Annotated in this window: 29 protein-coding genes; 22 read left to right on the top strand and 7 right to left on the bottom strand. The window is 61.2% G+C overall.

From position 1 onward, the window contains the following. Positions 1 to 9: 9 nt before the first annotated feature. Positions 10 to 720 carry an SAM-dependent methyltransferase gene (locus AACO21_RS04975; RefSeq protein WP_346191389.1) on the bottom strand — a complete coding sequence of 237 codons (711 nt, stop codon included), beginning with the start codon at positions 718 to 720 and terminating at the stop codon, positions 10 to 12. After that, positions 717 to 1,301 carry a Maf family nucleotide pyrophosphatase gene (locus tag AACO21_RS04970; RefSeq protein WP_346191388.1) on the bottom strand — a complete coding sequence of 195 codons (585 nt, stop codon included), beginning with the start codon at positions 1,299 to 1,301 and terminating at the stop codon, positions 717 to 719. The genes AACO21_RS04975 and AACO21_RS04970 overlap by 4 nt, the downstream gene beginning before the upstream one ends. Before the next feature lie 116 nt (positions 1,302 to 1,417). On the opposite strand from AACO21_RS04970, the gene AACO21_RS04965 reads away from it, so the two are divergent. The 9 genes from AACO21_RS04965 (at position 1,418) to AACO21_RS04925 (ending at position 7,936) form a co-directional block, all read left to right on the top strand. Beyond that, on the top strand, positions 1,418 to 1,906 hold the full coding sequence (locus tag AACO21_RS04965) for a YceD family protein (protein ID WP_346191387.1): 489 nt from the start codon (positions 1,418 to 1,420) through the stop codon (positions 1,904 to 1,906). 18 nt (positions 1,907 to 1,924) lie between these two features. Beyond that, complete coding sequence (gene rpmF / locus AACO21_RS04960; RefSeq protein WP_346191386.1) at positions 1,925 to 2,104, top strand: 50S ribosomal protein L32; 180 nt, start codon at positions 1,925 to 1,927, stop codon at positions 2,102 to 2,104. Positions 2,105 to 2,158: 54 nt separating this feature from the next. Beyond that, a complete protein-coding gene (plsX, locus tag AACO21_RS04955; RefSeq protein WP_346191385.1) occupies positions 2,159 to 3,187 on the top strand; it encodes a phosphate acyltransferase PlsX in 1,029 nt (342 codons plus the stop codon). A 2-nt stretch (positions 3,188 to 3,189) separates the two neighbouring features. Next, complete coding sequence (locus tag AACO21_RS04950; protein ID WP_346191384.1) at positions 3,190 to 4,149, top strand: beta-ketoacyl-ACP synthase III; 960 nt, start codon at positions 3,190 to 3,192, stop codon at positions 4,147 to 4,149. Between the two features lie 17 nt (positions 4,150 to 4,166). Beyond that, positions 4,167 to 5,093: an ACP S-malonyltransferase gene (gene fabD, locus AACO21_RS04945; protein ID WP_346191383.1), complete on the top strand. Its 927-nt coding sequence runs from the start codon at positions 4,167 to 4,169 to the stop codon at positions 5,091 to 5,093. 2 nt (positions 5,094 to 5,095) lie between these two features. Then, positions 5,096 to 5,836 carry a 3-oxoacyl-ACP reductase FabG gene (gene fabG, locus AACO21_RS04940; RefSeq protein WP_346191382.1) on the top strand — a complete coding sequence of 247 codons (741 nt, stop codon included), beginning with the start codon at positions 5,096 to 5,098 and terminating at the stop codon, positions 5,834 to 5,836. Between the two features lie 73 nt (positions 5,837 to 5,909). Next, positions 5,910 to 6,146 (top strand): acyl carrier protein, encoded by a 237-nt coding sequence (gene acpP, locus AACO21_RS04935; RefSeq protein ID WP_027458475.1) that lies wholly within the window; start codon positions 5,910 to 5,912, stop codon positions 6,144 to 6,146. Positions 6,147 to 6,218: 72 nt separating this feature from the next. Next, the gene (gene fabF, locus AACO21_RS04930; RefSeq protein WP_346191381.1) at positions 6,219 to 7,454 is read left to right on the top strand and encodes a beta-ketoacyl-ACP synthase II; all 1,236 of its coding nucleotides are present in this window, start codon (positions 6,219 to 6,221) and stop codon (positions 7,452 to 7,454) included. A gap of 29 nt (positions 7,455 to 7,483) precedes the next feature. Then, positions 7,484 to 7,936, top strand: a complete 453-nt coding sequence (locus tag AACO21_RS04925; RefSeq protein ID WP_346191380.1) for a hypothetical protein — start codon at positions 7,484 to 7,486, stop codon at positions 7,934 to 7,936. Here the strand turns inward: AACO21_RS04925 and nadB are convergent. Further along, positions 7,933 to 9,564, bottom strand: coding sequence for an L-aspartate oxidase (nadB, locus tag AACO21_RS04920; protein WP_346191379.1), 1,632 nt, complete (start codon positions 9,562 to 9,564; stop codon positions 7,933 to 7,935). The genes AACO21_RS04925 and nadB overlap by 4 nt on opposite strands. Positions 9,565 to 9,677: 113 nt before the next feature. On the opposite strand from nadB, the gene rpoE reads away from it, so the two are divergent. Genes rpoE through nagZ form a run of 13 tightly spaced genes read left to right on the top strand, consistent with a single transcriptional unit; the run spans position 9,678 to position 19,826 of the window. After that, on the top strand, positions 9,678 to 10,277 hold the full coding sequence (gene rpoE / locus AACO21_RS04915) for an RNA polymerase sigma factor RpoE (RefSeq protein ID WP_346191378.1): 600 nt from the start codon (positions 9,678 to 9,680) through the stop codon (positions 10,275 to 10,277). Positions 10,278 to 10,288: 11 nt separating this feature from the next. Continuing rightward, complete coding sequence (locus AACO21_RS04910) at positions 10,289 to 10,720, top strand: SoxR reducing system RseC family protein (RefSeq protein ID WP_346191377.1); 432 nt, start codon at positions 10,289 to 10,291, stop codon at positions 10,718 to 10,720. Positions 10,721 to 10,743: 23 nt separating this feature from the next. Further along, entirely contained in the window at positions 10,744 to 12,165 is a 1,422-nt protein-coding gene (locus AACO21_RS04905) for a DegQ family serine endoprotease (protein WP_346191376.1), read from the top strand. Positions 12,166 to 12,175: 10 nt separating this feature from the next. Next, positions 12,176 to 12,400, top strand: coding sequence for a glutaredoxin family protein (locus tag AACO21_RS04900; protein WP_346191375.1), 225 nt, complete (start codon positions 12,176 to 12,178; stop codon positions 12,398 to 12,400). A gap of 59 nt (positions 12,401 to 12,459) precedes the next feature. Continuing rightward, positions 12,460 to 14,250, top strand: a complete 1,791-nt coding sequence (lepA, locus tag AACO21_RS04895) for a translation elongation factor 4 (RefSeq protein WP_346191374.1) — start codon at positions 12,460 to 12,462, stop codon at positions 14,248 to 14,250. Between the two features lie 11 nt (positions 14,251 to 14,261). Then, positions 14,262 to 15,050: a signal peptidase I gene (lepB, locus tag AACO21_RS04890; protein WP_346191373.1), complete on the top strand. Its 789-nt coding sequence runs from the start codon at positions 14,262 to 14,264 to the stop codon at positions 15,048 to 15,050. Positions 15,051 to 15,059: 9 nt separating this feature from the next. Then, positions 15,060 to 15,410 (top strand): DUF4845 domain-containing protein, encoded by a 351-nt coding sequence (locus tag AACO21_RS04885; RefSeq protein WP_346191372.1) that lies wholly within the window; start codon positions 15,060 to 15,062, stop codon positions 15,408 to 15,410. 7 nt (positions 15,411 to 15,417) lie between these two features. After that, entirely contained in the window at positions 15,418 to 16,086 is a 669-nt protein-coding gene (rnc, locus tag AACO21_RS04880; RefSeq protein ID WP_346191371.1) for a ribonuclease III, read from the top strand. Further along, on the top strand, positions 16,083 to 16,967 hold the full coding sequence (gene era / locus AACO21_RS04875) for a GTPase Era (protein ID WP_346191370.1): 885 nt from the start codon (positions 16,083 to 16,085) through the stop codon (positions 16,965 to 16,967). The genes rnc and era overlap by 4 nt, the downstream gene beginning before the upstream one ends. A gap of 3 nt (positions 16,968 to 16,970) precedes the next feature. After that, complete coding sequence (gene recO, locus AACO21_RS04870) at positions 16,971 to 17,702, top strand: DNA repair protein RecO (protein WP_346191369.1); 732 nt, start codon at positions 16,971 to 16,973, stop codon at positions 17,700 to 17,702. After that, positions 17,699 to 18,454, top strand: a complete 756-nt coding sequence (locus tag AACO21_RS04865; protein WP_346191368.1) for a pyridoxine 5'-phosphate synthase — start codon at positions 17,699 to 17,701, stop codon at positions 18,452 to 18,454. Before recO ends, AACO21_RS04865 begins: the two co-directional genes overlap by 4 nt. Then, entirely contained in the window at positions 18,451 to 18,822 is a 372-nt protein-coding gene (gene acpS / locus AACO21_RS04860; RefSeq protein ID WP_346191367.1) for a holo-ACP synthase, read from the top strand. Before AACO21_RS04865 ends, acpS begins: the two co-directional genes overlap by 4 nt. Beyond that, a complete protein-coding gene (nagZ, locus tag AACO21_RS04855) occupies positions 18,819 to 19,826 on the top strand; it encodes a beta-N-acetylhexosaminidase (RefSeq protein ID WP_346191366.1) in 1,008 nt (335 codons plus the stop codon). The genes acpS and nagZ overlap by 4 nt, the downstream gene beginning before the upstream one ends. 10 nt (positions 19,827 to 19,836) lie before the next feature. Here the strand turns inward: nagZ and AACO21_RS04850 are convergent, their stop codons facing one another. The 4 genes from AACO21_RS04850 to AACO21_RS04835 form a co-directional block, all read right to left on the bottom strand. Continuing rightward, entirely contained in the window at positions 19,837 to 21,435 is a 1,599-nt protein-coding gene (locus AACO21_RS04850) for a methyl-accepting chemotaxis protein (RefSeq protein WP_346191365.1), read from the bottom strand. A 59-nt stretch (positions 21,436 to 21,494) separates the two neighbouring features. After that, positions 21,495 to 21,905: a hypothetical protein gene (locus AACO21_RS04845; protein ID WP_346191364.1), complete on the bottom strand. Its 411-nt coding sequence runs from the start codon at positions 21,903 to 21,905 to the stop codon at positions 21,495 to 21,497. A gap of 10 nt (positions 21,906 to 21,915) precedes the next feature. Further along, positions 21,916 to 23,175: a porin gene (locus AACO21_RS04840; protein WP_346191363.1), complete on the bottom strand. Its 1,260-nt coding sequence runs from the start codon at positions 23,173 to 23,175 to the stop codon at positions 21,916 to 21,918. A gap of 225 nt (positions 23,176 to 23,400) precedes the next feature. Beyond that, a complete protein-coding gene (locus AACO21_RS04835) occupies positions 23,401 to 24,591 on the bottom strand; it encodes a sensor domain-containing diguanylate cyclase (RefSeq protein WP_346191362.1) in 1,191 nt (396 codons plus the stop codon). Positions 24,592 to 24,684 lie beyond the last annotated feature (93 nt).

Raw genomic sequence — 24,684 nt, 5'->3', positions numbered from 1 at the left:
GCCTTTTTGTTAGCTGGCGAGCAGGAGAAAAACCGTGGGGCGCCGATCAAGATCGGGGGGCGGGGTTTTTTTCCACTGCGCGATGTTGCGGGTGTGAATCTGCTCGCCGGGCAGGGTCAGGTCGGTGGCAACGCAGAGCCGGGTGCTGGGTTGGCAGGTCTGAAGCAGGGCCTCGAACAGGGCGTGATTGCGATAGGGGGTCTCGATGAAAAGCTGGGTTTGGTGCTTTTTGCGAGATTCGCTCTCCAGGTCGCGGAGGCTTTTGCTGCGTTCGGGCTCTTTGGCGGGCAGGTAGCCCTGGAAGGCGAAACGCTGACCATTCAGGCCGGAGCCCATGAGCGCCAGAAGCAGGGAGGAGGGGCCGACGAGCGGGGCGACGCGGATATTTTCCTGTTGCGCCAGGGCGACGAGATCGGCGCCCGGATCTGCGACGGCCGGGCAGCCGGCTTCGGAGAGCAGGCCGACATCGTGGCCGGCGCGGAGCGGATCCAGCAGGTGGTCGATGCGCTTGCCGCGCGAGTGCTCGTTCAGTTCTTCCAGGTGCAGGGCTTGCAGCGGCGTGTCGGTGCCGACCGCTTTCAGGAAGGCGCGTGCCGTTTTCGCCTGTTCCACGACGAAGTGGGTGAGCGGACGAATCAGTGCCAGGGTGTCGGGGTGCAGGTGTTGGCCGGGCGCGACAGGGCCGAGCGGGACCGGAATCAGATACAGCGTGCCGCTCATGACAGGACCGAGATGCCTTGGCGGCGCAGCAGTGTGCAGAGTGCGATCAGGGGGAGGCCGACCAGGGCGTTCGGGTCGTCGCCGCGCATGCTTTCAAGCAGCGCAATGCCCAGGCCTTCTGATTTGGCGGAGCCGGCACAGTTGTAGGCGGGTTCGCGCTGCAGGTAGTTTTCGATTTCGCTGTCACTCAACTGGCGAAAGGTCACCAGGGTCGGGATGCCCAGGGTGTCGGCCTGATTGGTGCGCGCGTTGTAGAGGCAGAGTCCGGTGAAGAAATTGACGGTTTTTCCGGACAGCGTTTTGAGTTGGGCGACGGCGCGTTCGTGCGTGCCGGGTTTGCCATAAATTTTGCCGTCGACCGTCGCCACCTGGTCGCTGCCGATGATCAGGGCGTCCGGAAATTGTGCAGCGACGGCGCGTGCCTTGGCTTCGGAGAGGCGCAGTGAGAGGGCTTCGGGTGCTTCGCCGGGCAGCGGGGTTTCGTCGGTTTCCGGGTTGGCTACTGCGAAGGGGAGGCCCAAGCGTTCCAGTAGGGCGCGGCGATAGGGGGAGGTGGACGCGAGAATCAGCGGTTGCGGCATGGGTGTGGTAAGAATGACTGCCGTACAGGGCCTTGGGTGGCGAAGGGCAGTACTTTGCTTTGACTTGGAAAGCTAAAAATAATATCATCTAGGGTTTAAGTCGCAACAGCTTGAGATTGAAAAAGCTTACAGACGCATTCGTGTTTGCCCGGGAAGGCCGTGTTCTGGAAGGAACGCTGCCGGTCTCGAGTCTTGAACGCCTGCATGATTTGCTGGTGGAGGTTGGGGGAGAGGTTGTCTTCCGCCTTGAGGGCTACAAAGGTAAACGAGGTGAAGCCATGCTGCATCTGACGGTAACGGGGTCGCTCCCGTTGATCTGTCAGCGCTGTTTGGCGGCTGTGAGTCACGATCTTGACGTCGACAACCTGCTGGAACTTGTTCCCGAAGGTGCCGACCTGTCACAGGACGAGCTGGAAGACGACACCCGGGATTTTCTGCCGGTGGTGAAAGAACTGGATGTGGCCGAGTTGGTGGAGGATGAGATCCTCCTGGCCCTGCCGGTGGCGCCGCGGCACGAAAAATGTGGTTTGCCGGGGGCGGCCGATGCGGGCGAGCGGGTGAATCCGTTTGCGACGCTGGCTGCGCTCAAGGGTAAGCCGAACTGATTTTTTTGGAGTATTAACATGGCCGTTCAACAGAACAAGAAGTCCCCGTCCAAGCGTGGCATGCACCGTGCTCACGACTTCCTGACCAACCCGCCGCTGGCCGTTGAGCCGACCACCGGTGAAGCCCATCTGCGTCACCACATCTCCCCGAACGGTTTCTACCGTGGCAAGAAGGTCCTGAAGGGCAAGGGCGAGTAATCGTTCTCTGAAGGGCAGGCGGCTCCCCGTGGAGCGCCTGCCTTTTCTTTTGCCATGACAACCCGCATTGCTATTGATTGCATGGGGGGGGACCACGGCCCGTCAGTGACGGTGCCCGCGGCGATCCGTTTTCTGGCTGAGCAGCCGGCGGCGAATCTCATCCTGGTTGGTCAGGAGGAGGTCTTGCGCCCGTTGCTCGCTGGCCATGCCCAAGATTCTCGTGTGCGACTGGTGCATGCTACCGAAGTGGTGGGCATGGACGAGTCGCCTTCTCTCGCCCTGCGCAACAAGAAGGATTCCTCGATGCGCGTGGCCATCAATCTCGTCAAGCAAGGCGAGGCGGATGCCTGCGTGTCGGCCGGGAATACCGGTGCGCTGATGGCGATTTCCCGTTTTGTGCTCAAGATGTTGCCTGGTATCGAGCGCCCGGCGATCTGTGCGCCTTTGCCCACGGTCAATGGCCACACGCACATGCTGGACCTGGGTGCCAATGTGGACTGCGGTCCGGCCCATCTGCTGCAGTTCGGCATCATGGGGGCGGGCCTGGTTTCTGCCATGGAGCACAAGGAGCGCCCCACGGTCGGTATCCTGAATATCGGCGAAGAGGACATCAAAGGAAATGAAGTGGTCAAGGCGGCGGCCGAGTTGTTGCGTGCCTCCGGCTTGAACTTCATCGGTAACGTTGAAGGGGATGGGATCTACAAGGGCGAAGCCGATGTCATCGTGTGCGATGGCTTTGTCGGTAACGTGGCCTTGAAAACCTCGGAAGGGCTGGCTCAGATGCTGGCTTCCTCGCTGAAGAGCGAGTTCAAGCGCAACTGGTTTACCAAGCTGGCCGCCCTGATCGCCATTTCCGTGCTGAACAACTTCAAGCGGCGTTTTGATCATCGTCGTTACAACGGCGCGGTGCTGCTGGGTTTGAAGGGGATTTCGGTCAAGAGTCACGGCTCGGCGGATGAGTTGTCTTTCTGTAACGCCATTTCCCGTGCTTACGATGCTGCCGAGAACCGTGTTCTGGAGCGCATCACCAGCCGTCTGGCGCAAATGAATCCCGCCGATGCGGCGGTTGTGGAGAGTGTCTGAGCATGTACGCACGTGTGATCGGTACCGGCAGCTATCTTCCGGGCAATCCCGTCAGTAACAACGACCTGGCCGCCCGTGGCATCGATACGAGCGATGAGTGGATCGTGACCCGGACCGGGATCCGGGCGCGTCACCTGGCTGAGCCGGGCACGACCTCCAGTGCGCTGGGCCTGATCGCGGCCGAGCGTGCCCTGGAAATGGCGGGGATTTCTGCTGCCGAGATCGATCTCATCATCGTGGCGACCTCGACCCCGGATTTCATCTTCCCGAGTACGGCCTGCATCATTCAGGGCAAGCTGGGCAACAAGGGCGCCGCAGCCTTTGATGTGCAGGCGGTGTGCAGCGGCTTTGCCTATGCGCTCGGTGTTGCAGACAAATTCATCCGTTCGGGCAGCCATCGCCGCGCATTGGTGATCGGCGCTGAAGTGTTTTCGCGCATCCTGGACTGGGATGATCGCGGCACCTGTGTGTTGTTTGGCGACGGGGCCGGCGCTGTGGTGCTGGAAGCGGCCGAACAGCCGGGCATCTTGGCGACGGCGCTGCATGCCGATGGCAGTCAGTTCGGCATCCTGAATGTCCCGGGGCAGATCTGTAACGGGCAAGTGACGGGCGATCCTTTTCTGCGTATGGACGGGCAGGCGGTCTTCAAATTTGCTGTGCGCGTGCTCGCCGACGTGGCCGAAGAAGTCTGCGCGACGGCAGGCATCAGCGCGGCGGAGGTCGATTGGCTGATTCCGCATCAGGCCAATATCCGCATCATCGAAGCCACGGGCAAGCGCCTGGGCGTTGATCGCGACAAGGTGATCGTCAGTGTCGATCATCACGGCAATACCTCGGCGGCTTCGATTCCGCTGGCGCTTGATGAGGCGGTGCGCGATGGGCGCATCCTGCGTGGCCACAAAGTCCTCGTTGAAGGCGTGGGTGGCGGCTTTGCCTGGGGCGCGGCCCTTTTCGAATTCTGAAACAGGAGACTTAAAGCATGTCTTTTGCCTTCGTATTTCCCGGCCAGGGCTCGCAGAGCGTTGGCATGATGGCGGCCTACGGCGATGCAGCCGTGGTGCGCGCTACCTTTGATGAAGCCTCTGCGGCGTTGGGCGATGATTTGTGGACCATGGTTGCCGAAGGTCCGGCAGAACTGCTGGCTCAAACCGTGAACACCCAGCCGGTCATGCTGACGGCGGCCATTGCTGCCTGGCGTCTCTGGTGCGAGAAGGGCGGCAAGATGCCGACCGTTGTCGCCGGTCATAGCCTGGGCGAATATTCGGCTCTGGTGGCGGCGGGCGTGATCGAGTTCAAGGATGCGGTGCCGCTGGTGCGTCTGCGCGCGGCCGCCATGCAGGCCGCGGTGCCGCTTGGTACCGGTGCCATGGCTGCGGTGCTGGGTCTTGATAACGCCGGGATTGCCGCTGCGTGTGACGAAGCGGCGCAAGGCGAGATTGTCGAGCCGGTGAACTTCAATGCCAACGGTCAGACCGTGATTGCCGGCCACAAGGCCGCAGTCGAGCGCGCCATGGACGCCTGCAAGGCGCGCGGTGCCAAAATGGCCAAGGCCCTGCCGGTTTCCGCGCCGTTCCATTCTTCCCTGATTCGTCCGGCTGCCGATACGCTGGCGGTCCGTCTGGCGGAGTTGGACCTGAAGGCGCCCCGCATTCCGGTCATCAATAACGTCGATGTCGAGATCGAAAGCGATCCGGCCCGTATCAAGGATGCGCTGATTCGCCAGGCTTATAACCCGGTGCGCTGGGTGGAAACCATCCAGAAAATGGCTGCCATGGGCGTGTCGACCGTCGCCGAGTGTGGTCCGGGCAAGGTGCTGGCTGGGCTGACCAAGCGTTGTGCCGACGGTGTTGCCGGTGTCGCGCTGGCCGATGCGGCCGCCATTGAAGCCAATCTGGGTCTGGAGTAAGTATGCTGAATGACAAAATTGCCCTGGTGACGGGCGCCACGCGCGGCATTGGTCGTGCCATCGCGCTTGAATTGGGCAAGCAGGGCGCCACCGTAATCGGCACGGCGACCACTGAAGAGGGTGCCGGCAAAATTTCCGCCTACCTCGCCGAAGCCGGCGTCAAGGGAAAGGGTGTGGCACTGAACGTGACAGATATCGCCCAGACGGACGCTGTGATGGCTGAGCTGGCCAAGGAGTTCGGCGCGATCACCATTCTCGTCAATAACGCCGGGATCACCCGCGATAACCTGGCGATGCGCCTTGGTGACGACGAATGGGATGCCGTGATCGACACCAACCTGAAGGCGGTGTTCCGTCTCTCCCGTGCGGTCATGCGCGGCATGATGAAGGCCCGTTTTGGCCGCATCGTGAACATCACTTCGGTGGTTGGCTACTCCGGTAATCCGGGGCAGGCCAATTACTGCGCTGCCAAGGCGGGTGTGGCCGGCATGAGCCGCTCGCTGGCCCGTGAGTTGGGTAGCCGTAACATCACGGTCAATTGCGTGGCACCCGGTTTTATCGATACCGACATGACGCACGCCTTGACGGATGAGCAGAAGGCCGCCATGCTCGCGTCCATTCCGCTTGGTCGTGCCGGTACGCCGGAGGACATCGCGGGCGCTGTCGGTTTCCTGGTTTCTCCCGTCGCTGCCTATGTCACGGGTACCACCGTGCATGTCAACGGCGGTATGTTCATGGATTGATTACACGAAGCCTCGGCTTTTGGTAAAATCTCAACGTTTTTTTTCGTACCCCCGAGGGGAAGGAGTTTTTCGAATGGATAACATCGTAGAGCGCGTCAAGAAGATCGTCGCCGAACAACTGGGCGTGAACGAAGCGGACATCAAGAACGAGTCCTCCTTTGTGGACGATCTGGGCGCTGACTCCCTGGACACCGTTGAGCTGGTCATGGCTCTGGAAGAGGAATTCGAGTGCGAAATTCCGGACGACCAGGCTGAAAAGATCACCACGGTTCAGCAGGCTGTCGATTACATCCTGGCTAACAAGAAGTAAGCCAATTCCGGTTTGAACCAGGCAAGGCCGGCCATGGCGCCGGCCTTGCCACATTTGCTTTCGGAGTGCATCTTGGCACGTCGCAGAGTCGTCATCACCGGCCTGGGCCTTATCTCCCCGGTTGGTAACAGCGTCGAAGAAGGCTGGCAGAACATCATCGCCGGCGTTTCGGGTATCGCCCCGGTCACCCGTTTCGACACCTCCACCTTCCCGGTTCAGTTTGCCGGTGAGGTCAAGAATTTCGATATCACCCAGTACATCGCCGCCAAGGATGCGCGCCGCATGGATACTTTCATCCATTACGGTCTGGCCGCCGGCATTCAAGCTGTACGCGATGCAGGGCTCGACAAGGAAGGCGCAGCCGACCCCGAGCGCGTTGGCGTGTCCATCGGTTCCGGCATCGGCGGTCTGCCGCTGATCGAGAACACCAAGGGCGAGTACGATGCCGCTGGCGTGCGCAAGGTTTCCCCCTTCTTCGTGCCGGGTTCGATCATCAACATGATCTCCGGCAATCTGTCGATCGAATTCGGCTTCAAGGGCCCGAACATTGCCGTCGTGACGGCGTGCACGACCGGGACGCATTCCATCGGCGAAGCCGCGCGCCTCATCGAGTACGGCGATGCCGACGTGATGGTCGCCGGTGGTGCCGAATCCACCGTTTCGCCGCTGGGTATGGGGGGGTTCAGTGCCGCCCGTGCGCTGTCCACCCGCAATGACGATCCGACCACGGCCAGCCGTCCCTGGGACAAGGACCGTGATGGTTTCGTGCTGGGTGAGGGGGCTGGTGTCCTGGTGCTCGAGGAGTATGAGCATGCCAAGGCACGTGGCGCCAAGATCTACGCTGAAGTCTGCGGCTACGGCATGAGTGCGGATGCGCATCACATCACCGCACCGAATATGGACGGCCCGCGCCGCTCCATGGTCAATGCCCTGAAGAACGCCGGCCTCGGCCCGTCCGATGTGCAGTACGTCAATGCACACGGCACCTCCACCCCGCTGGGTGACAAGAACGAGTCGGACGCCATCAAGGCTGCCTTCGGCGATGCCGCCTACAAGGTCGTGGTCAACTCGACCAAGTCGATGACCGGCCACCTGCTGGGCGGCGCCGGTGGTGTTGAGTCCCTGTTCACCGTGCTGGCGATCTATCACCAGATCTCGCCGCCGACCATCAACATCTTCAATCAGGATCCGGAGTGCGATCTGGATTACTGCGCCAACAAGGCGCGTCCGATGAAGATCGATGTGGCGCTGAAGAATAACTTCGGCTTCGGCGGGACCAACGGTTCGCTGGTCTTCAAGCGTATCTGATCCGCTTTTCCTCGAGCGAGGACTGAACGGTGCAGTTTCCGATCACCATCGGACTGCACCGTTCTCGTTTTGGGCGTCCGCTCCTGTGCCTGCTCGCCTGCCTGATGCTGCCCTTGTGGGTGATTTGGGGCGGGCAGGGTGCGCCATGGTGGCAGTTGGCCTTCTCGGTGTCGATCCTGGGCTTGCTGCTGGCGGTGGATCAGCGGTTGTTGCGTGCGACGGTAGCCGTCGCAGCGTTGCGCCTGGAGGCGGATGGTCGCTTGCTGGTGCGCCCTGGTGGGGCGGAGGCGGGCGTCTGGCTGCCGCTGACCTTGTCGCCAGTGACGCGTGTGCATCCGTGGCTGACGGTGATCAGCGGCACGTTGGCGGATGGCCGGGGTTTTAGCCTGTGCCTGACGGTCGACCGTCTGAATCGCGAAGATTTTCGCCGCTTGCGGGTGTTTCTCGCGTGGCGGCTCGATCAATTGCAGGTGACCGCTTAGCGCGGTCTGCGGCGCTTCAGGACGGTGTCGCGCGCCGATTTGGCCATGTCCGGGTAATCCCGGGAGAAGTGCAGTCCACGGCTTTCCTTGCGCTGCATGGCGCAGCGGACGATCAGATCAGCCGTGACGACCAGGTTGCGCAGTTCGATCAGGTCATGGCTGACCCGGAAGTTGGCGTAAAACTCGTCGATTTCCCGCATCAGCAAGCGGATGCGGTGATGGGCGCGTTTCAGTCGCTTGGTGGTGCGGACGATGCCGACGTAATCCCACATGAAGCGGCGCAACTCTTCCCAGTTGTGCGAAATCACGACTTCCTCGTCGGCGTCCGTGACCCGGCTCTCGTCCCAACTTGGCAGGGCAGGGGGAGCGCTCGGGGTCTGCTTGAGCATGTCGCTCACGGCGGCTTCGGCAAAAACCAGGCATTCGAGCAGGGAGTTCGAGGCCAGGCGATTTGCACCGTGCAGCCCGGTGCATGACGCTTCTCCGGCGACATAGAGACCGGCGACATCGGTGCGGCCGGACAAGTCACTGACAATGCCGCCGCAGGTGTAGTGTGCAGCCGGGACGACCGGGATCGGGTCTTGCGTGATGTCGATCCCCAATTCCAGGCAGCGGGCGTGGATGTTGGGGAAGTGGGCGCGGATGAATTCCTCGCCTTTGTGCGAAATATCGAGGAAGACACAGTCCAGGCCGCGCTTCTTCATCTCAAAGTCGATGGCGCGGGCGACCACGTCGCGCGGCGCAAGTTCGGCACGTTCGTCATGCTCGAGCATGAAGCGGGTACCGTCCGGCAGGCGAAGCAAGCCGCCCTCGCCGCGTACGGCTTCCGAAATCAGGAAAGACTTGGCTTGCGGGTGATACAGGCAGGTCGGATGGAACTGGATGAATTCCATGTTGGCGACGCGGCAGCCTGCCCGGTAAGCCATGGCGATCCCGTCGCCGGTTGAGGTGTCCGGATTGGTCGTGTAGAGGTAAACCTTGCCGGCGCCGCCAGTGGCCAGCAGCGTATTGGGGGCGCCCAGCGTGATCACTTCGCCGGTCCGGTTGTTCAGCACGTAGGCACCGTAGCAGCGCTGCTCGCCGGTACCGAGCTTGTCGCCGGTGATCAGGTCGATGGCGATGTGGTCCTCGAGGATCGTGATGTTCGGATGGTTGCGCACCTTGCGCGTCAAGGTGTCCTGGACTGCAAAGCCGGTTGCGTCGGCCACGTGGATGACGCGGCGGGCGCTGTGGCCGCCTTCGCGGGTCAGGTGGTAGCCCGAGGCATCCTTGGTGAAGGGAACGCCTTGCTCGATCAGCCATTCGATGGCCCGGCGTCCGTTTTCCACGACGAAACGGGTCGCTTTTTCGTCGTTCAGCCAGGCGCCGGCAATCAGTGTGTCGCGAATATGGGCCTCGATCGAATCCTGGCTGTCGAGGACTGCCGCAATGCCGCCTTGGGCCCAGCCGGAGGCAGAGTCCTCCAGGCTGCGCTTGCTGACCAGAACCACCTTGCGCTGCTCGGCAAGGCGAAGGGCGGCAGATTGGCCGGCGAGGCCGCTACCGATGATCAGGACATCAAATTTCTGCACTGCTGTTCTCGGGGAGGCTTGTTTGGCGCGAAATATAGCACGCGGGAAACGATTCATCCCGTTACAGATGGTCACAAATAAGCAGAAATCGTTATCGGCGGGTGAAAAACCTCTGCGCTATACTGCGGACAAGAACCATACCTACAACAACTCCCCAGGGAACGAGACTCATGAGTGAGCGCGAGATCGATCAGGCCTTGGTCGAACGTGCGCAAGGCGGTGACCAGCGTGCCTTCGATCAGTTGGTGGGCAAGTACCAGCGCAAGCTGGGCCGCTTGCTGTCGCGCTATATCCGCGACGCAGCAGAAATCGAGGATGTGTCGCAGGAGGCGTTTATCAAGGCCTACCGCGCCTTGCCGTCCTTTCGCGGCGACAGTGCGTTTTATACGTGGCTGTATCGCATTGGCATCAATACGGCCAAAAATTATCTGGTATCGCAGGGGCGTCGTGCGCCCACAACCACCGAATTCGATGCCGAGGAAGCCGAGGGTTTCGAGGATGCCGGGCAGTTGCGGGACATCAATACGCCTGAGAGTGTCCTGATGTCGAAACAGATTGGCGAAACCGTGAACTCCGCGATGGAGTCACTGCCGGATGAATTGCGTACAGCCATCGTCCTGCGCGAAATCGAGGGGCTGTCCTACGAAGAGATTGCCGCTGCCATGGATTGTCCGATCGGGACGGTCCGTTCCCGTATTTTTCGGGCCCGCGAGGCGGTGGCGACCAAATTGCGCCCCTTGCTAGATACGGCGCCGGATCGCCGCTGGTAAGTGAAGGTGTGATGATGGAAGCCGGTCATAGTACGGTGCGTGCGACAGTGCGTGCCCTGGAGGGCGGGATCGCACTTGTGGAGGTTGAGCAGGGCGGGTGCGGCCGTTGTCATGAAAAAGGCGGCTGTGGCGGGCAGAACCTGACTCAGATGTTATGCACCTCGCCCAAGGTCTATCGGGCAGAAAACCGGATCGGTGCAGCGGTTGGCGAGCGGGTGTTGATCGATATCGAATCCGGGAGCGTGCGCGCTTCTGCAAACCTCGCCTATGGCGTTCCGTTGTTGGCCTGTGTGCTGGGTGCCGTGCTCGGAACGCAGCTTGCCGATGATCTGGGTGGAATTCTCGGGGCGCTGGGTGGTCTATCGCTTGCCTTTGGGTATGTTCGCTCCCGTTCCCGGCTTGGAAATGCCGCGGGTCATCCCTATATCGTTTCTCGTTCCTGATTCGTTTCGGAGGTAGTCCGTTCATGAAGCGTCTTCTGGCGGTTGTGTCGATGTGGCTCGTCTGTTCTCTGGCGATTGCACAAACGCGTGCCTTGCCGGACTTTGCCGATCTGGCGGAGAAGCAGGGTCCCACTGTGGTCAATATCAGCACCACGCAGGTGAGCCGTGCGCAGGCCGCTGGATCCCCTTTCCCTTTTGATGAAAGCGACCCTGCGTTTGAGTTTTTCAAGCGTTTCATGCCTCGCGTTCCGGGGGGCGGGGCGCCGCGTGAGTTCGAGAACAAATCATTGGGTTCGGGTTTCATCATCAGCGGGGATGGTTACATCCTGACCAACGCGCATGTGGTCGATGGTGCCGATGAGGTGACGGTCCGTTTGACCGATAAACGCGAATTCAAGGCCAAGATCGTGGGGGCTGACAAGCGTACGGACGTGGCCTTGGTCAAGATCGAGGCGTCGGGCTTGCCGGTAGCCAAGTTGGCCGACCCTGCTCAGTTGCGCGTGGGGGAGTGGGTGGTGGCAATCGGTTCGCCGTTCGGTTTTGATAATTCGGTGACGGCGGGGATCGTTTCGGCCAAGGGGCGTTCCTTGCCGCAGGAAAATTACGTGCCCTTCATTCAGACCGATGTGGCGATCAATCCGGGCAACTCCGGCGGGCCGCTCTTCAACATGCGGGGCGAGGTGGTTGGCATCAATTCCCAGATTTATAGCCGCAGCGGAGGCTACATGGGGGTTTCCTTTGCCATTCCAATTGATGTCGCCATGGACATCCAGCATCAGCTTCGTGCGTCCGGCAAGGTGAGCCGTGGGCGGTTGGGAGTGGTGATTCAGGAAGTCAGCAAGGAGCTTGCGGACTCTCTGGGATTGGCGCGGCCCATGGGAGCGGTTGTGAATTCCGTGGAGCGTGGCGGGCCGGCGGATAAGGCGGGGCTGGAGCCGGGGGACGTGATTCTGAAGTTTGACGGCAAGGCGATCAATGCGTCGGCAGATTTGCCGCGTTTGGTTGCTGCAACCCGTCCGGGTGCGAAGGCGCTCGTTCAGGTCTGGCGTAAAGGGGCTTATCGCGACATTGCTGTCGTGGTCGGGGAAATGCAGGAAGAGCGTCAGGTCGCTGCTCGCCAGGGCAAGCAGCGCGCCCCGGAGCAGGCGGCCAATCGCCTCGGTTTGGTGGTTAGCGAACTCACGCCGGAGCAGCGCCGGGATCTCAAGTTGAGTGGTGGTCTGTTGATTGAAGATGTGCGTGGTGCTGGCGCACGTGCCGACCTGAAGGCGGGGGATGTCATCATCGCGGTGATCAGTAAAGGCGCAACGACCGAGGTGAAAACGGCCGATCAACTGAACAGGCTGCTTGCCCAGTTCGACAAAGGCAGCAATGTGACGCTCCTGATCCGTCGCGGGGAGATGCAGACTTTCATTACCATTAAAGGTTTGAACGGTGGCAATTGAGTTAACCCTGATGAGTCGCGGCTATTGCCACCTTTGTCATGACATGGAAGCGGCCCTGGCGCCGGTTGCGGCCGAGTATGGCGCGACGGTGACGGTGCTGGATGTCGATGCCGATCCGGTTCTGGAAGCGAAGTACGACGAATTGGTGCCGGTTTTGTTGCACGGCGAGCTTGAACTTTGTCACTACTTCCTGGAGGAAGCCAAAGTCCGTGAATATTTGGCTGAAATCCGCTAAAATTCAGGGTCTTCTGAACAGGGAAGGGCGCCGTAAAAGCGCCCTTTTTTACTCGCAGCATGGATCACATTCGTAATTTCTCCATCATCGCTCACATCGATCACGGCAAGTCCACGCTCGCCGATCGCATCATCCATCTGTGCGGCGGCTTGTCCGACCGTGAAATGGAAGCTCAGGTACTCGACTCGATGGATATCGAGAAAGAGCGCGGTATCACCATCAAGGCCCAGACGGCTGCGCTGCAGTACAAGGCGAAGGATGGCAAGGTTTATAACCTGAACCTGATCGATACGCCGGGACACGTGGACTTCTCGTATGAAGTGTCGCGCTCCCTGTCGGCGTGTGAGGGTGCCTTGCTGGTGGTGGATGCTTCCCAGGGGGTTGAAGCGCAGACCGTGGCCAACTGCTACACCGCCATCGAGCTCGATGTCGAAGTGCTGCCGGTGCTCAACAAGATCGATCTGCCCTCGGCCGATCCGGATAACGCCAAGCAGGAAATCGAGGATGTGATCGGGATCGATGCAACCGATGCCGTCCAAGCCTCAGCCAAGACTGGTCTCGGTGTGCAGGACATTCTGGAGGCCGTGGTTGCCAACGTGCCGCCGCCCAAGGGCGATCCGGGCGCGCCGCTGAAGGCCTTGATCATCGATTCGTGGTTTGACAACTACGTCGGTGTGGTCATGCTGGTGCGTGTGGTGGATGGCGAAATGCGTCCGAAGGACAAGCTGCATTTCATGGCAACCGGTGCCAACCAGCTTTGCGAGCAGGTCGGGGTATTTACGCCGAAGTCCCTGCCGCGTGATGTGCTGCGCGCGGGTGAGGTCGGCTTTGTCATTGCCGGGATCAAGGAACTCAAGGCGGCCAAGGTCGGCGATACGATCACCCATGCTGATCGCAAGGCGACCGAACCCCTGCCGGGCTTCAAGGAAATCAAGCCGCAGGTGTTTGCCGGTCTGTATCCGGTGGAGGCCAATCAGTACGACCAGTTGCGTGAGTCGCTGGAAAAACTGAAGCTGAACGATGCCTCGCTGCAATATGAGCCGGAAGTCTCGCAGGCGCTGGGCTTCGGCTTCCGCTGCGGCTTCCTCGGTCTGCTGCACATGGAGATCGTGCAGGAGCGTCTGGAGCGCGAATTCGATCAGGACCTGATCACCACCGCGCCGACCGTGGTGTATGAAGTGGTTCAACGCGACGGGTCGATCATCCAGGTGGAAAACCCGGCCAAGCTGCCGGAAATTTCCAAAATCGAGGAAATCCGCGAGCCGATCATCGAGGCCACCATCTTCGTGCCGCAGGATTACCTGGGTAACGTGATCACCCTGTGCAACCAGAAGCGCGGTAACCAGGTCGATATGCACTACCACGGGCGTCAGGTGAAGCTGGTCTACGAAATGCCGATGGCCGAAGTGGTCATGGATTTCTTCGACAAGCTGAAATCCTGCTCCAAGGGCTATGCCTCGCTCGATTACGATTTCAAGGAATACCGCCCGGCCGACGTGGTCAAGCTGGACATCCTGATCAACGGTGAAAAGGTGGATGCCTTGTCCCTGATCGTGCACCGTGCCAACTCCCAGTATCGTGGCCGCGAACTGGCCAACAAGATGCGTGAGCTGATTCCGCGCCAGATGTACGACGTCGCCATCCAGGCGGCCATCGGTTCGCACATCATCGCCCGCGAGAACGTCAAGGCCATGCGCAAGGATGTCTTGGCCAAGTGTTACGGCGGCGATATCACCCGGAAGAAAAAACTGCTCGAGAAGCAGAAAGCCGGTAAGAAACGCATGAAGCAGGTCGGCAGCGTGGAAATCCCGCAGGAAGCCTTCCTTGCCGTGTTGCGCGTCGATAACTGAGAATCCAGCCGATGAATTTTGCACTGATCCTGTTTGTGCTGCTGCTTGTGACCGGCCTGCTCTATGCGGTCGACGTCCTGAAATGCCGCAAAATGCGGACGCCGGGGAGCAAGGAGCCGCTTTGGGTGGAGTGGGGTGCCAGTTTCTTTCCGGTTATTCTGGTCGTGTTCGTCCTGCGTTCCTTCCTGTTCGAACCGTTCAAGATTCCGTCCGGCTCGATGATCCCGACCCTGTTGGTGGGGGATTTCATCCTGGTCAATAAATTCACTTACGGCATCCGCCTGCCGGTGATCAACAAGAAGATCATCAGCCTGAACGACCCGCAGCGGGGCGATGTGATGGTGTTTCGTTATCCGGAAGATCCGTCTCTGGATTACATCAAGCGGGTGGTCGGCGTGCCGGGGGATACCGTTTCCTACCAGCACAAGCAATTGACGGTGAACGGCCAGCCGGTGGCGACCGAAAAGCTGAACGATTACCTGCACCCGGAGCGTTTGTATTATTCCGAGCAATACAAGGCACGCCTGGGTGACGTCGAATTCCGTTACCTGAACGATGCTGATGCGCCGGCCTTCATTCCGGATGCGACCCGCTTTCCCTTCCGGGAAAACTGTACCTACAATGCGGCAGGGGTGACCTGCAAGGTGCCGGCCGGTCATTACTTCATGATGGGCGACAACCGGGACAACAGCCGGGACAGTCGTGCCTGGGGCTTTGTGCCCGAGGAAAACATCGTCGGGAAGGCCTTCTTCATCTGGTTGAATTTCAGTGATCTCGGACGCATCGGTTCGTTCAAGTAAGGGGAAAACATGAACAGGCAACGTGGTGTTTCGCTTTCTGGTTTTTTGCTGTGGTGTGTGGTGATTGGTCTGGGAGCGACCGTTTTCTTGCGTATTGTGCCCAGCGCGATTGATCACTATAAATTGGGTAAAGATGCCAAGGCTGTGGTCGGGCAGGTGTCACGCGATGCGACCGTCGCGGATGTGCGTGCGGCCTATGACAAGTTCACCGAAATCGACAATCTGCCCTTGAAGTCCAGCGAAATCGAAATCTCCAAGGAAAATGGCCAGATCGTGATTTCCTACGATTACGAAAAGCGGATCCATCTGTTCGGCAATGTCAGCCTCCTGATCCACTACAAGGGTTCAACCCTGAATTGATGTCGGGATGAGTCTTGAATCTCTGGCCCGGGCGCTGGATTACGCTTTTGCTGATCTCAGCCTCTTGCAAACGGCCCTGACGCATCGCAGCTTCAGTGCCGCACATAATGAGCGTTTGGAATTTTTGGGCGACAGCGTTCTGAATTGCGTGGTCGCATCGGCGCTTTTCAAGCGCTTTCCCGATTTGCCCGAGGGCGATTTGTCCCGTTTACGGGCGAATCTGGTGCGGCAGGATGCCCTGCATCAACTGGCCTTGTCGTTGAAGCTGGGCGATTTGCTCCGCCTCGGGGAAGGGGAGTTGCGCAGTGGCGGGCATCAGCGTCCATCCATCCTGGCCGACGCGCTCGAAGCCATCTTTGGTGCGGTCTATCTCGATGGCGGTTTTGATGCCGCCCGTCAGGTGATCGCCCGCCTGTACGCACCGCTCGTGGCGGAACTGAAGCCCGGTCAGGCGCAAAAGGATGCCAAGACCCGTCTGCAGGAATGGCTGCAGGCCAAGCGCAAGCCGCTGCCGCGTTACGAACTTCTCGACAGTACCGGTGCGGCGCACGAGCGTCGTTTCGAAGTGTGCTGCGAACTCCAGAATCCCCCGCTGCGGACGACCGGTCATGGGTCGAGCCGGCGCATTGCCGAGCAGGCCGCTGCGGAACATGCCCTGAAAGCCTTGAACGCATGAAAGCCATCCGCTCCGGTTATATCGCCATCGTTGGCCGTCCCAATGTCGGGAAGTCCACGCTGCTCAATCGTCTGATCGGTGAAAAGATCAGTATCGTTTCGCGCAAGGCGCAGACGACGCGTCACCGTATCACGGGCATCCTGACCAATGACGACGCGCAGTTCGTCTTTGTCGATACGCCGGGCTTCCAGACCAAATTCTCGAATGCGCTGAACCGGGCGATGAACCGTGGCGTGACGCAGACCCTGCACGATGTCGACGTCGTGCTCTTCGTCATCGAAGCCGGGCGTTATGACGCCAAGGACAAGGCGGTGGTTCGCCTGCTGCCGAAGGATATTCCGGTCATTCTGGTGGTCAACAAGACGGATCAGTTGAAAAGCCGGGAAGCGCTGCTGCCCTTCCTGGCCGAAGTGGCCGCCGATCACGACTATACGGCCGTCGTTCCGGTGAGTGCCGCCAAGGGGCGTCAGACCGACGATTTGTTGAAGGCGGCGCGCAAGCACCTGCCGAACGAAGGCCTGATGTTCCCGGAAGACGAACTGACCGACAAGAGCGAACGTTTCCTGGCGTCCGAATACATCCGCGAAAAGGTGTTCCGCCTGCTCGGCGACGAATTGCCGTACGCCACGGCGGTCGAAATCGAACGCTTCGAGGTCGAAGGCGCCCTGCGCCGGATTAATGCGGCCATCGTGGTCGACCGCGAGAGCCACAAGGCCATCGTCATCGGCAAGGGGGGCGACTCCCTGAAGCGTATTGCCAGCGAAGCCCGTCAGGACATGGAGCGCCTGTTCGACGGCAAGGTTTACCTCGAAATCTGGGTCAAGGTGAAGTCGGGCTGGAACGACGACGAGCGCCTCCTGAAGAGCCTCGGCTACGAATAAGCGATGAACCCGCGGGGCAAGGTCGATGCGCAGCCCGCCTATGTGCTGCACACATTGCCATTTCGCGAGACCAGCCTGCTGGTCGAAGTGTTCACGCGTGACTACGGACGCATTGCATTATTGGCCCGTGGCGCACGTCGACCGCGGGCGGCCATTCGCGGCTTGATGATGGGCTTTCAGCCGCTGGAAATCGGCTGGTCGGGGAAGGGTGATGTGCTGACCCTGATGAAGGCCGAGTGGCAGGGCGGTCAGCCCTTGCTCGGCGGCGAGGCCCTGTTCTGTGGCTATTACCTCAATGAACTGCTGATCCACCTGCTGCCCCGCGAGGACGCGCATCCGGCGCTGTTCATCCATTATGCGGCGACCTTGCTGCGTTTGGCCGACAGCCAGCCCGGACGTGAGCGCGAAGCGGTGCTGCGCGGTTTTGAAAAGGCCTTGTTGCAGGAGTTGGGCTATGGCCTGAGCCTGCGCCACGATGCCGACGGTCGACCGGTTGAACCCGGCATTTTCTACACTTATCTCATCGAGCGCGGGCCGCAACGGGTGACCAGCCGGGAGGCTGCCGCCGGCCCGGTTCTCATCGGTCAGAGCCTGCTCGACCTGGATGCGGACGACTTGAGCGATCCGCGCTCCTTGCTGGAGTCCAAACTGATGATGCGGACCCTGATCACGTATTATCTGGCCGGCAAGGAACTCGAAACCCGCAAGATCCTGAAGGAGTTGCAAGACCCATGATTGAACTCGGAGTCAATATCGATCACGTGGCGACCATTCGCCAGGCCCGTCGCACCTATGAACCGGACCCCGTCTGGGCGGCGGTGGAGGCCCATCTGGGCGGGGCGGACGGCATCACCTTCCATCTGCGCGAGGATCGCCGCCACATTCAGGACGACGATGTGCGTCGCCTGAAGGAAGCCACCCAGATGAAGCTCAATTTCGAGATGGCCGCCACCGATGAAATGGTCGGCATCGCCTGCCGGATTCGGCCGCAGATGGCGATGCTGGTGCCGGAAGGGCGCCATGAAGTGACGACGGAAGGCGGCCTCGACATCGTGGGGCAGGAATCCCGCCTGAAGGACGTGATCGCGCGCCTCGCCGATGCCGGCATCTCGACCAGCGTGTTCATCGATGCCGAATTGCCGCAGGTGGAGGCGGCCGCACGTATTGGCGCGCAGGTGTGTGAAATTCACACCGGCCCGTATGCCCACGCTTTTCACGACAAGGGGCGTGATGCCGAGGCACCGGCCGTGCTGGCCGAGCTGGCCAAGATCCGCCAGGCCGGTCAGGCCATCCGCGACCTCGGCATGCGCTTCAATGCCGGTCATGCGCTGAATTACTACAACGTGCAGCCGCTGGCCCGCCTGGCCGGGGTGCGCGAATTGCACATCGGCCACGCCATCATCAGCCGCGCCGTCTTTGTCGGCTTGCGTGAGGCCGTGCGTGAAATGAAGGCGCTGATGCGCGAAGCCGCAGCGCAAGGCGAATGATCCTCGGGATCGGCACCGATATCGCCGCAGTCGGGCGCTTGCGCGCGCTGTGGGAAAAACACGGCGAGCGGGCGCTGGAAAAAGTGCTGGCGCCCAGCGAGTTGCCGGCTTTTGCCGCGGCCGCCGATAAAGGCCGTTTCCTGGCCAAGCGCTGGGCGGCCAAGGAGGCTTTTGCCAAGGCCTTTGGGACCGGTGTACGGCCGCCGGTCAGCCTGCCTGCCGTGGCCGTCGTGCATGATGATCTGGGCAAGCCGGGCTTCGCCTTTACGGGGCCGCTGGCGGAGGCCATGCAGGGCCTGACCGCCCATCTTTCGATCAGCGATGAGGCCGATTACGCCATCGCTTACGTGATACTGGAGCAACGATGACTTCCCTGCCGCTCGGTCCGCTGATGATTGACATCGCCGGGACCGCTCTGACCGACCTCGATCGCGAACGCCTGTGTCATCCGCTGGTGGGAGGCATCATCCTGTTCAGCCGCAATTTTGCCGATGTGGCGCAGTTGACCGCCTTGACGGCGGAAATCCATGCCCTGCGTTCCCCGCAGCTGCTGATTGCCGTGGACCATGAGGGCGGACGCGTGCAGCGTTTCCGCGAGGGCTTCACGCGCTTGCCGGCGATGCGCCTGCTCGGCCAACTGTATGACCGCGACGTGCCGGCTGCGCTGGGCGCAGCGCAGGCGGTCGGTCTGGTGCTGGCTGCCGAGTTGCGCGCCTGTGGCGTCGATTACGCCTTTACGCCGGTGCTGGATCTGGATTACGGCCCCTCGCGCGTGATCGGTGACCGTGCCTTCCATCGCGATCCGGCGGTGGTGGTCGCGCTGGCGCAGGCCTTGAGCGAAGGGTTGGCGGCCGGCGGCATGGGGACCTGCGGCAAGCACTTCCCCGGCCACGGTTTCGTGATTCCCGATTCTCATGTCGAATTGCCGGTCGACCCCCGGGCACTGCCGGACATGGCCGAGGATCTTCAGCCCTATCGTGATCTGCGTCTGGATGGCGTGATGGCGGCGCACGTGATCTACACCTGCACCGACTGCAATACCGCCGTGTTTTCCAAAATCTGGCTCGATTACCTGCGTGGCCCGCTGGGCTTCAAGGGCGTCATCTTTACGGATGATCTTTCGATGGCGGGGGCGGGTGTCGTCGGTGACATGCTGGCGCGTGTCGAGACGGCGTATGCGGCCGGCTGCGACATGTTGCTGGTGTGCAATGCACCGGAGGCCGTTGCCTCGGTGCTGGCCCAGTGGCATCCGACGGTCGACCCGCTGCGTACGGCCAGAATCGAAGCGTTGGCTGGGCGCACGGGCCTGCCCGTGGATGCGGCTCGACTGGCTGCCGCACAGGCACGGGTTCAGGCGCTGAGCGCAGCCTGAACCCTTTGCATCAGATGCGGTAGCGCTGGACGGTCTGGTTCACGCGCGTGGCCAGGCCTTCCAGTTCGCTGGTGCTGTGCGTCGTGGTTTGCGTCGCACGGCGGGCTTCTTCCGAAATCCGCGTCAGCATGTCGAATTCCCGGGCGATCTGCTGCACGGCCTCCTGCTGATGACGGATCGAGCCGGCAATGTCGGAGACCGTCGTCAGCACATGGCTTGAACTACCCTGGATCGAACTCAGGGCTGCAATGGCATCGCTGGCGGTATCGACGCCGCTTTCGACGCGGGTGACCACCTGCTGCATGGTGCCGACGGCGACCGAGGCGCTCTGCTGAATCTCCTGAATCAGCCCGGAAATCTGCTGGGTGGAGTGGGCTGTCCGCTCGGCCAGTTTGCGCACCTCGTCGGCCACCACGGCGAAGCCGCGCCCCTGTTCGCCGGCGCGGGCGGCTTCGATGGCGGCATTGAGGGCAAGCAGGTTGGTCTGCTCGGCAACGTCGGTGATCACGCTGACCACGGACGAAATGCTGCCGATCTGGGTGCGCAAGGCATCGATATCTTCCGCTGCCGTGTGCACCGTCTCGGAAATGGCGCGAATCTGATCGATGCTGCTGCGGATGGTCTCGCCGCCCTGGCGGGCCTGATCGCCGGACTGGCGGGCCAGCCGTTCGGCATCCTCGGTCCGTTGGGCGACATCGCTGATGTTGACCGTCACGGTTTGCACCGTGGCCGCCACGGCTGCGGAGGATTCGCTGGTCTGGGTCGATACATGCTGGATGTCCTGACTGGCTTCGCGCAACTGGCTGGTCGCCTGGGTCAGAGAGGCCATCGAGTGCGTGATGTCGCGCAGGCTTTCCTGCATCGAGGCGAGTAGCCGGTTGAAGGCAGCGACGGCTGCGCCAACTTCATCCTGCGAGGATTGTTCCACCCGCTCGGTGAAGTCGAGGGAACGCGCCACGCGCGACATGGCGTCGGTCATGGCCGTCAGCGGCCGCATCACGGAGCGATAGAGGATGATGCCCAGCACGCCGACTATCATCACCCCGGCCGTCATGGCAATCATGTACAGCGTGATGGCGCGATTACCATCGGATTCGATTTCCTGCTGCATTGTCTGCTGGCGCTGAAGCAGGGCAGCTTGCTGCTGACCGAGGAATTCTCCCAATGCCTTTTCGGCCGGGATGACCTGGGTGTAGAGCAGCAACTGGGCTTGTTCTTTATGCGCGGCCTTGCCGCTGGTGGTCGCGACCGCCTTGGCATAGCGTTCTGCCAGCGGCTTCAGGCTGGTGGCCAGGTCACTGGAGCCGTCGAGCTTGGCCAGGGCCGTCACGCCGGCCTGGAGGCGCTGGTCTGTTTCCTTGATCTTCTGGACAAAGGCCTGATTCAGGTCCGCGTCGTCCTCCAGCAGGAGGGCGAGCAGCAGGGCACGGGTTTCCTTGAACTGGTCAGAAACCTGATTCATGGCCTGCAGCGACGGGACGGCCTGGTTGGTCACCAGATCAAAGCTGTGCTGCATGCCGCGCAACTTGCTGACACCATAAAGGCCGCCACCGGCCAGGCCGAGCATGGCGAAGGCCACCAGAATGGCGAGACGTTTTCCGATACTCATGAGAGCTCCTTCTCCTCGAAGGGAATGGGGCGGATGCCTGGCGGCATCCGCCCGGGCGCTTAATGGACGGTGTAGACGGCCTTTACGCCGGCCCCGACATCTGCCTTGTCGACATAGCCGATGGCGGCGGGATTCTTGCTGACCTGCTCAGCCACGGCCTTGCCCGAGGGGGCTTCAGCTGGTGCCTTGCCTTTGCCGGTGAACTCGATCTTGGCCCAGTGCGCCTTGGCCTGATCGCCGCTCTTGCCGGTGACGCCTTGGTAGAAGGCATCCCGGAGTGCGGCATTGTCGATGGGCGTGGCGCTGCCGCCGGCCGGAAAGCTGGTGCTGCGACCGAGAAAAATCTGCTCGACCTGTTCCTTACTCAGGCTGCCACTCGGATTCTGTGCGTGCACGATGACAACCTGGGCCTGCGCAGCCCCCATGCCAGCAGCCAGGAGGAGGGCGATGATGTGCGATTTGATCGACATGGGCCTCTCCTTAGAACACGAAGTCGAGCGAGACGGCGAAGGCATTGCCGCCGGCACGGGTCGGATAGGTGGACGACTTGTTGATCAGGAAGCCCTGGGTGCTCGGGTCCTCGATGCGAATATGGTCGTACTGGGCTTTGAGGGCCATGTTCTTGTACACATCCCAGCGGACACCGATGCTGCTCGTGTTCTGGTCGCGGACAGAGGCGTCAGCCAAAGCCTGAATGCCGCCTTGCAATTGCGCAGCATTGCTGGCGCCGACCAGTGGCGTCAGCTGTGAAGCCACGTCGCTGACCTGAATGCGGTTTTTCGTCTTGGCTGCGGCGTAGCTCACGTAGGGGGTGAATTTACCGATGCGGTAGCCACCGAGGATGCTCCAGGCATCCGTGTCGTTGTAGGCCTTTTCCGAGCGCAGCATGACGTATTCGCCGGTCAGGATGATGTTCCCCTGGTCGTACGTTGCACCGATGCCGGTGAACGAGGACTTGGCATCCTTGATTTCCCACTGGTTGCGGATGCGGTTTCCGGTGCTGCCCAGGTTGCTGAGCGTGTCGAAAACCTGACGGCGGGCACCCAGTGCATCATAGGATAGGTCGCCTTCCGTACGTCCCGCACGCAAGGTCCAGGCACCGATTTCGTAGGTGGCATTCACATAGGCCATCTTGCGCACCTTGACTTCGTCGTAGTCGCGTTCATAGCTGGAGCGAATGACGTCGGTGTCTGCGCGGCCGACACCTGCCTGAACGTTGACCTGGCCGCCTGCCAGGCCGAATTTGAACAGCCCTTCGATGACATCGGAGGAGTTGATCGGCACCAGGTTATAGACCTCAACGGCCGGGCGCAGGGCGACGTTGGCGTAATTGACCTGGCGGTAGTCCGAGATCATGAAGAAGGGATGGCCGATGCGGCCTGCCCGGACGGCGATGTTCTCGTTGACGCTGTATTTGATGTTGGCCCAGTCGATGGTCGGGGTCCAGTCGTTGCGCGGTGTCTTCTTCACGACGGATTGGACGGTCGCTTCGAGGTTGGCCATCGGGGTGATGCGCAGTTGCACACCGGCTTTGGAGTCGACGCCGAAGCTCGTCGACGTGGTGCGGCCGACGCCGTTCATCACGTTGGGACCGCCACCGAAGTCGATGTCGTTGCGGTCAAAATGGGTGGCGGCCACAGTGCCGAAACCGGATAGGTGGAGGAGCGTGTTCTCCTGTGCGTGGCCGGTGGCGACGCACAAGCTGCCGATCAGGGTAGCCAGGATGGTGCGGTCAAACATGATGTAAGCCTCTTGTTCTTGGATTGGATTTGTCTCCCGTGGCCCTGCTGCCGCTCACGGTCAGGGTGAGATCGGCGGGCGTGCAGGTGTCACGGCGGGGGGATGCTAGCAGCGCAGGGCGGTGCCAAGCGCGATGTCGCCGGGTATGAGACAAAAAAATCAAACGTTTGTATGATTTTTACAACGCTTTGTCACTTTTATGAAAAATCGCGTCGGGGAGACGGCTTAGAGGCGGAGGCCGGTGAGTCCGGCGAGTTGCTTGATCTGGCCGAACAGGCGTTGTGCCGGTGCCTGTCTGGATGCGCCGGGGCGGGTGCCGGCATTGGTGACGACGCGGTTGCGGCCGTTTTCCTTGGCCAGGTAGAGCGCACGGTCAGCTTCCGAGACCAGGTGTTGGGCCTGTGTCTGGATACTGCTGTCGTCGCCCTCAGCAAGGGACTCGAGCATCGACAGGCCGATTGAGAGCGTGACACGCAGGGCCTGGCCGGCGGTCGACTGGAAATGGGCCGCCTCGATCCCGCGCCGAATACGTTCGGCGACCTCCTTGGCGTGGAGGAGGGAGGTTTGCGGCAGCAGAACGACAAACTCCTCACCGCCGTAACGGGCGATGGTGTCGCCTGCCCGCAGGCTGTTCTGGATCAGGCCGGCGGCTTTGCGCAGGACCTCGTCGCCGGTCTGATGGCCGTAGGTATCGTTGATCCGCTTGAATTTGTCGATGTCCAGGAACATGCAGGCCAGGGCGTGCTTGTAACGCCGGCTCTGGCTGATCTCGACGAGGCAGCGGTGTTCGAAATAACGCCGGTTCTGGACGCCGGTCAGACCATCGGTCAGGCCCGCCTGTTTTAGGCGTTCCTGCGCGAGCATGCTTTCGATGCAGACGGCAATGATGGCGGCCAGCCGTTCCAGCAAGGTGGTGCCGCAATCTGCTCCGTAGCGTTCGGGATTGTCGCTGGCCAGGTGCAGGGCGCCGATCAGGCGGCCATTGCGGACCAGCGGGAGTTCCGCCAGGCTCTGGATGCCGGTCGCTGCGTTGCCGAGCAACGGGCCGTGCCGGTCTGTGTCGAACGGGCCGAGGCGGGGTGCGTAAGGTAGCGGGAAGCTGGCTGCGAGCGGGGCGTCCGAGGGCAGCAGATGAATGGCGTCGCGCCAGGGCGCATGGGCCACTTCGCTACCCAGGATGCGGCGGATTTCCGAACAGGCGTCCACCAGGCTGAGGCGAACGGCTTGCAGGCCAAAGCGGGCCGGGTAGTCGGCCAGCAGGTATTCGAGAATTTCTTCCAGCGAGCCGGCGCCGATCAGCTGGCGTTCAAAGCCGTCCATGCGCTGCATCTTTTCTTCGTTGATGCGGGCGTGCCGCAGCAAGTCGTCCAGTTGCTGGCGCAGCGGGTGGAGATCGGTATCCGGATGTGCGTGCATAGAAAAGGTATCGGCGGAAAGCCTGAACACTTGAGGCATTCTGCCGATAAATTTGCGACCGGAAAAGCGGATGGCATAAAAAAGCCACGCCCG

This window comes from Dechloromonas sp. ZS-1, assembly GCF_039649255.1.
In the GTDB taxonomy this organism is placed as follows: Bacteria; Pseudomonadota; Gammaproteobacteria; order Burkholderiales; family Rhodocyclaceae; genus Azonexus.
Note: the sequence above shows the minus strand (reverse complement) of the source record. Positions and strands in the feature narration are given on the sequence as shown.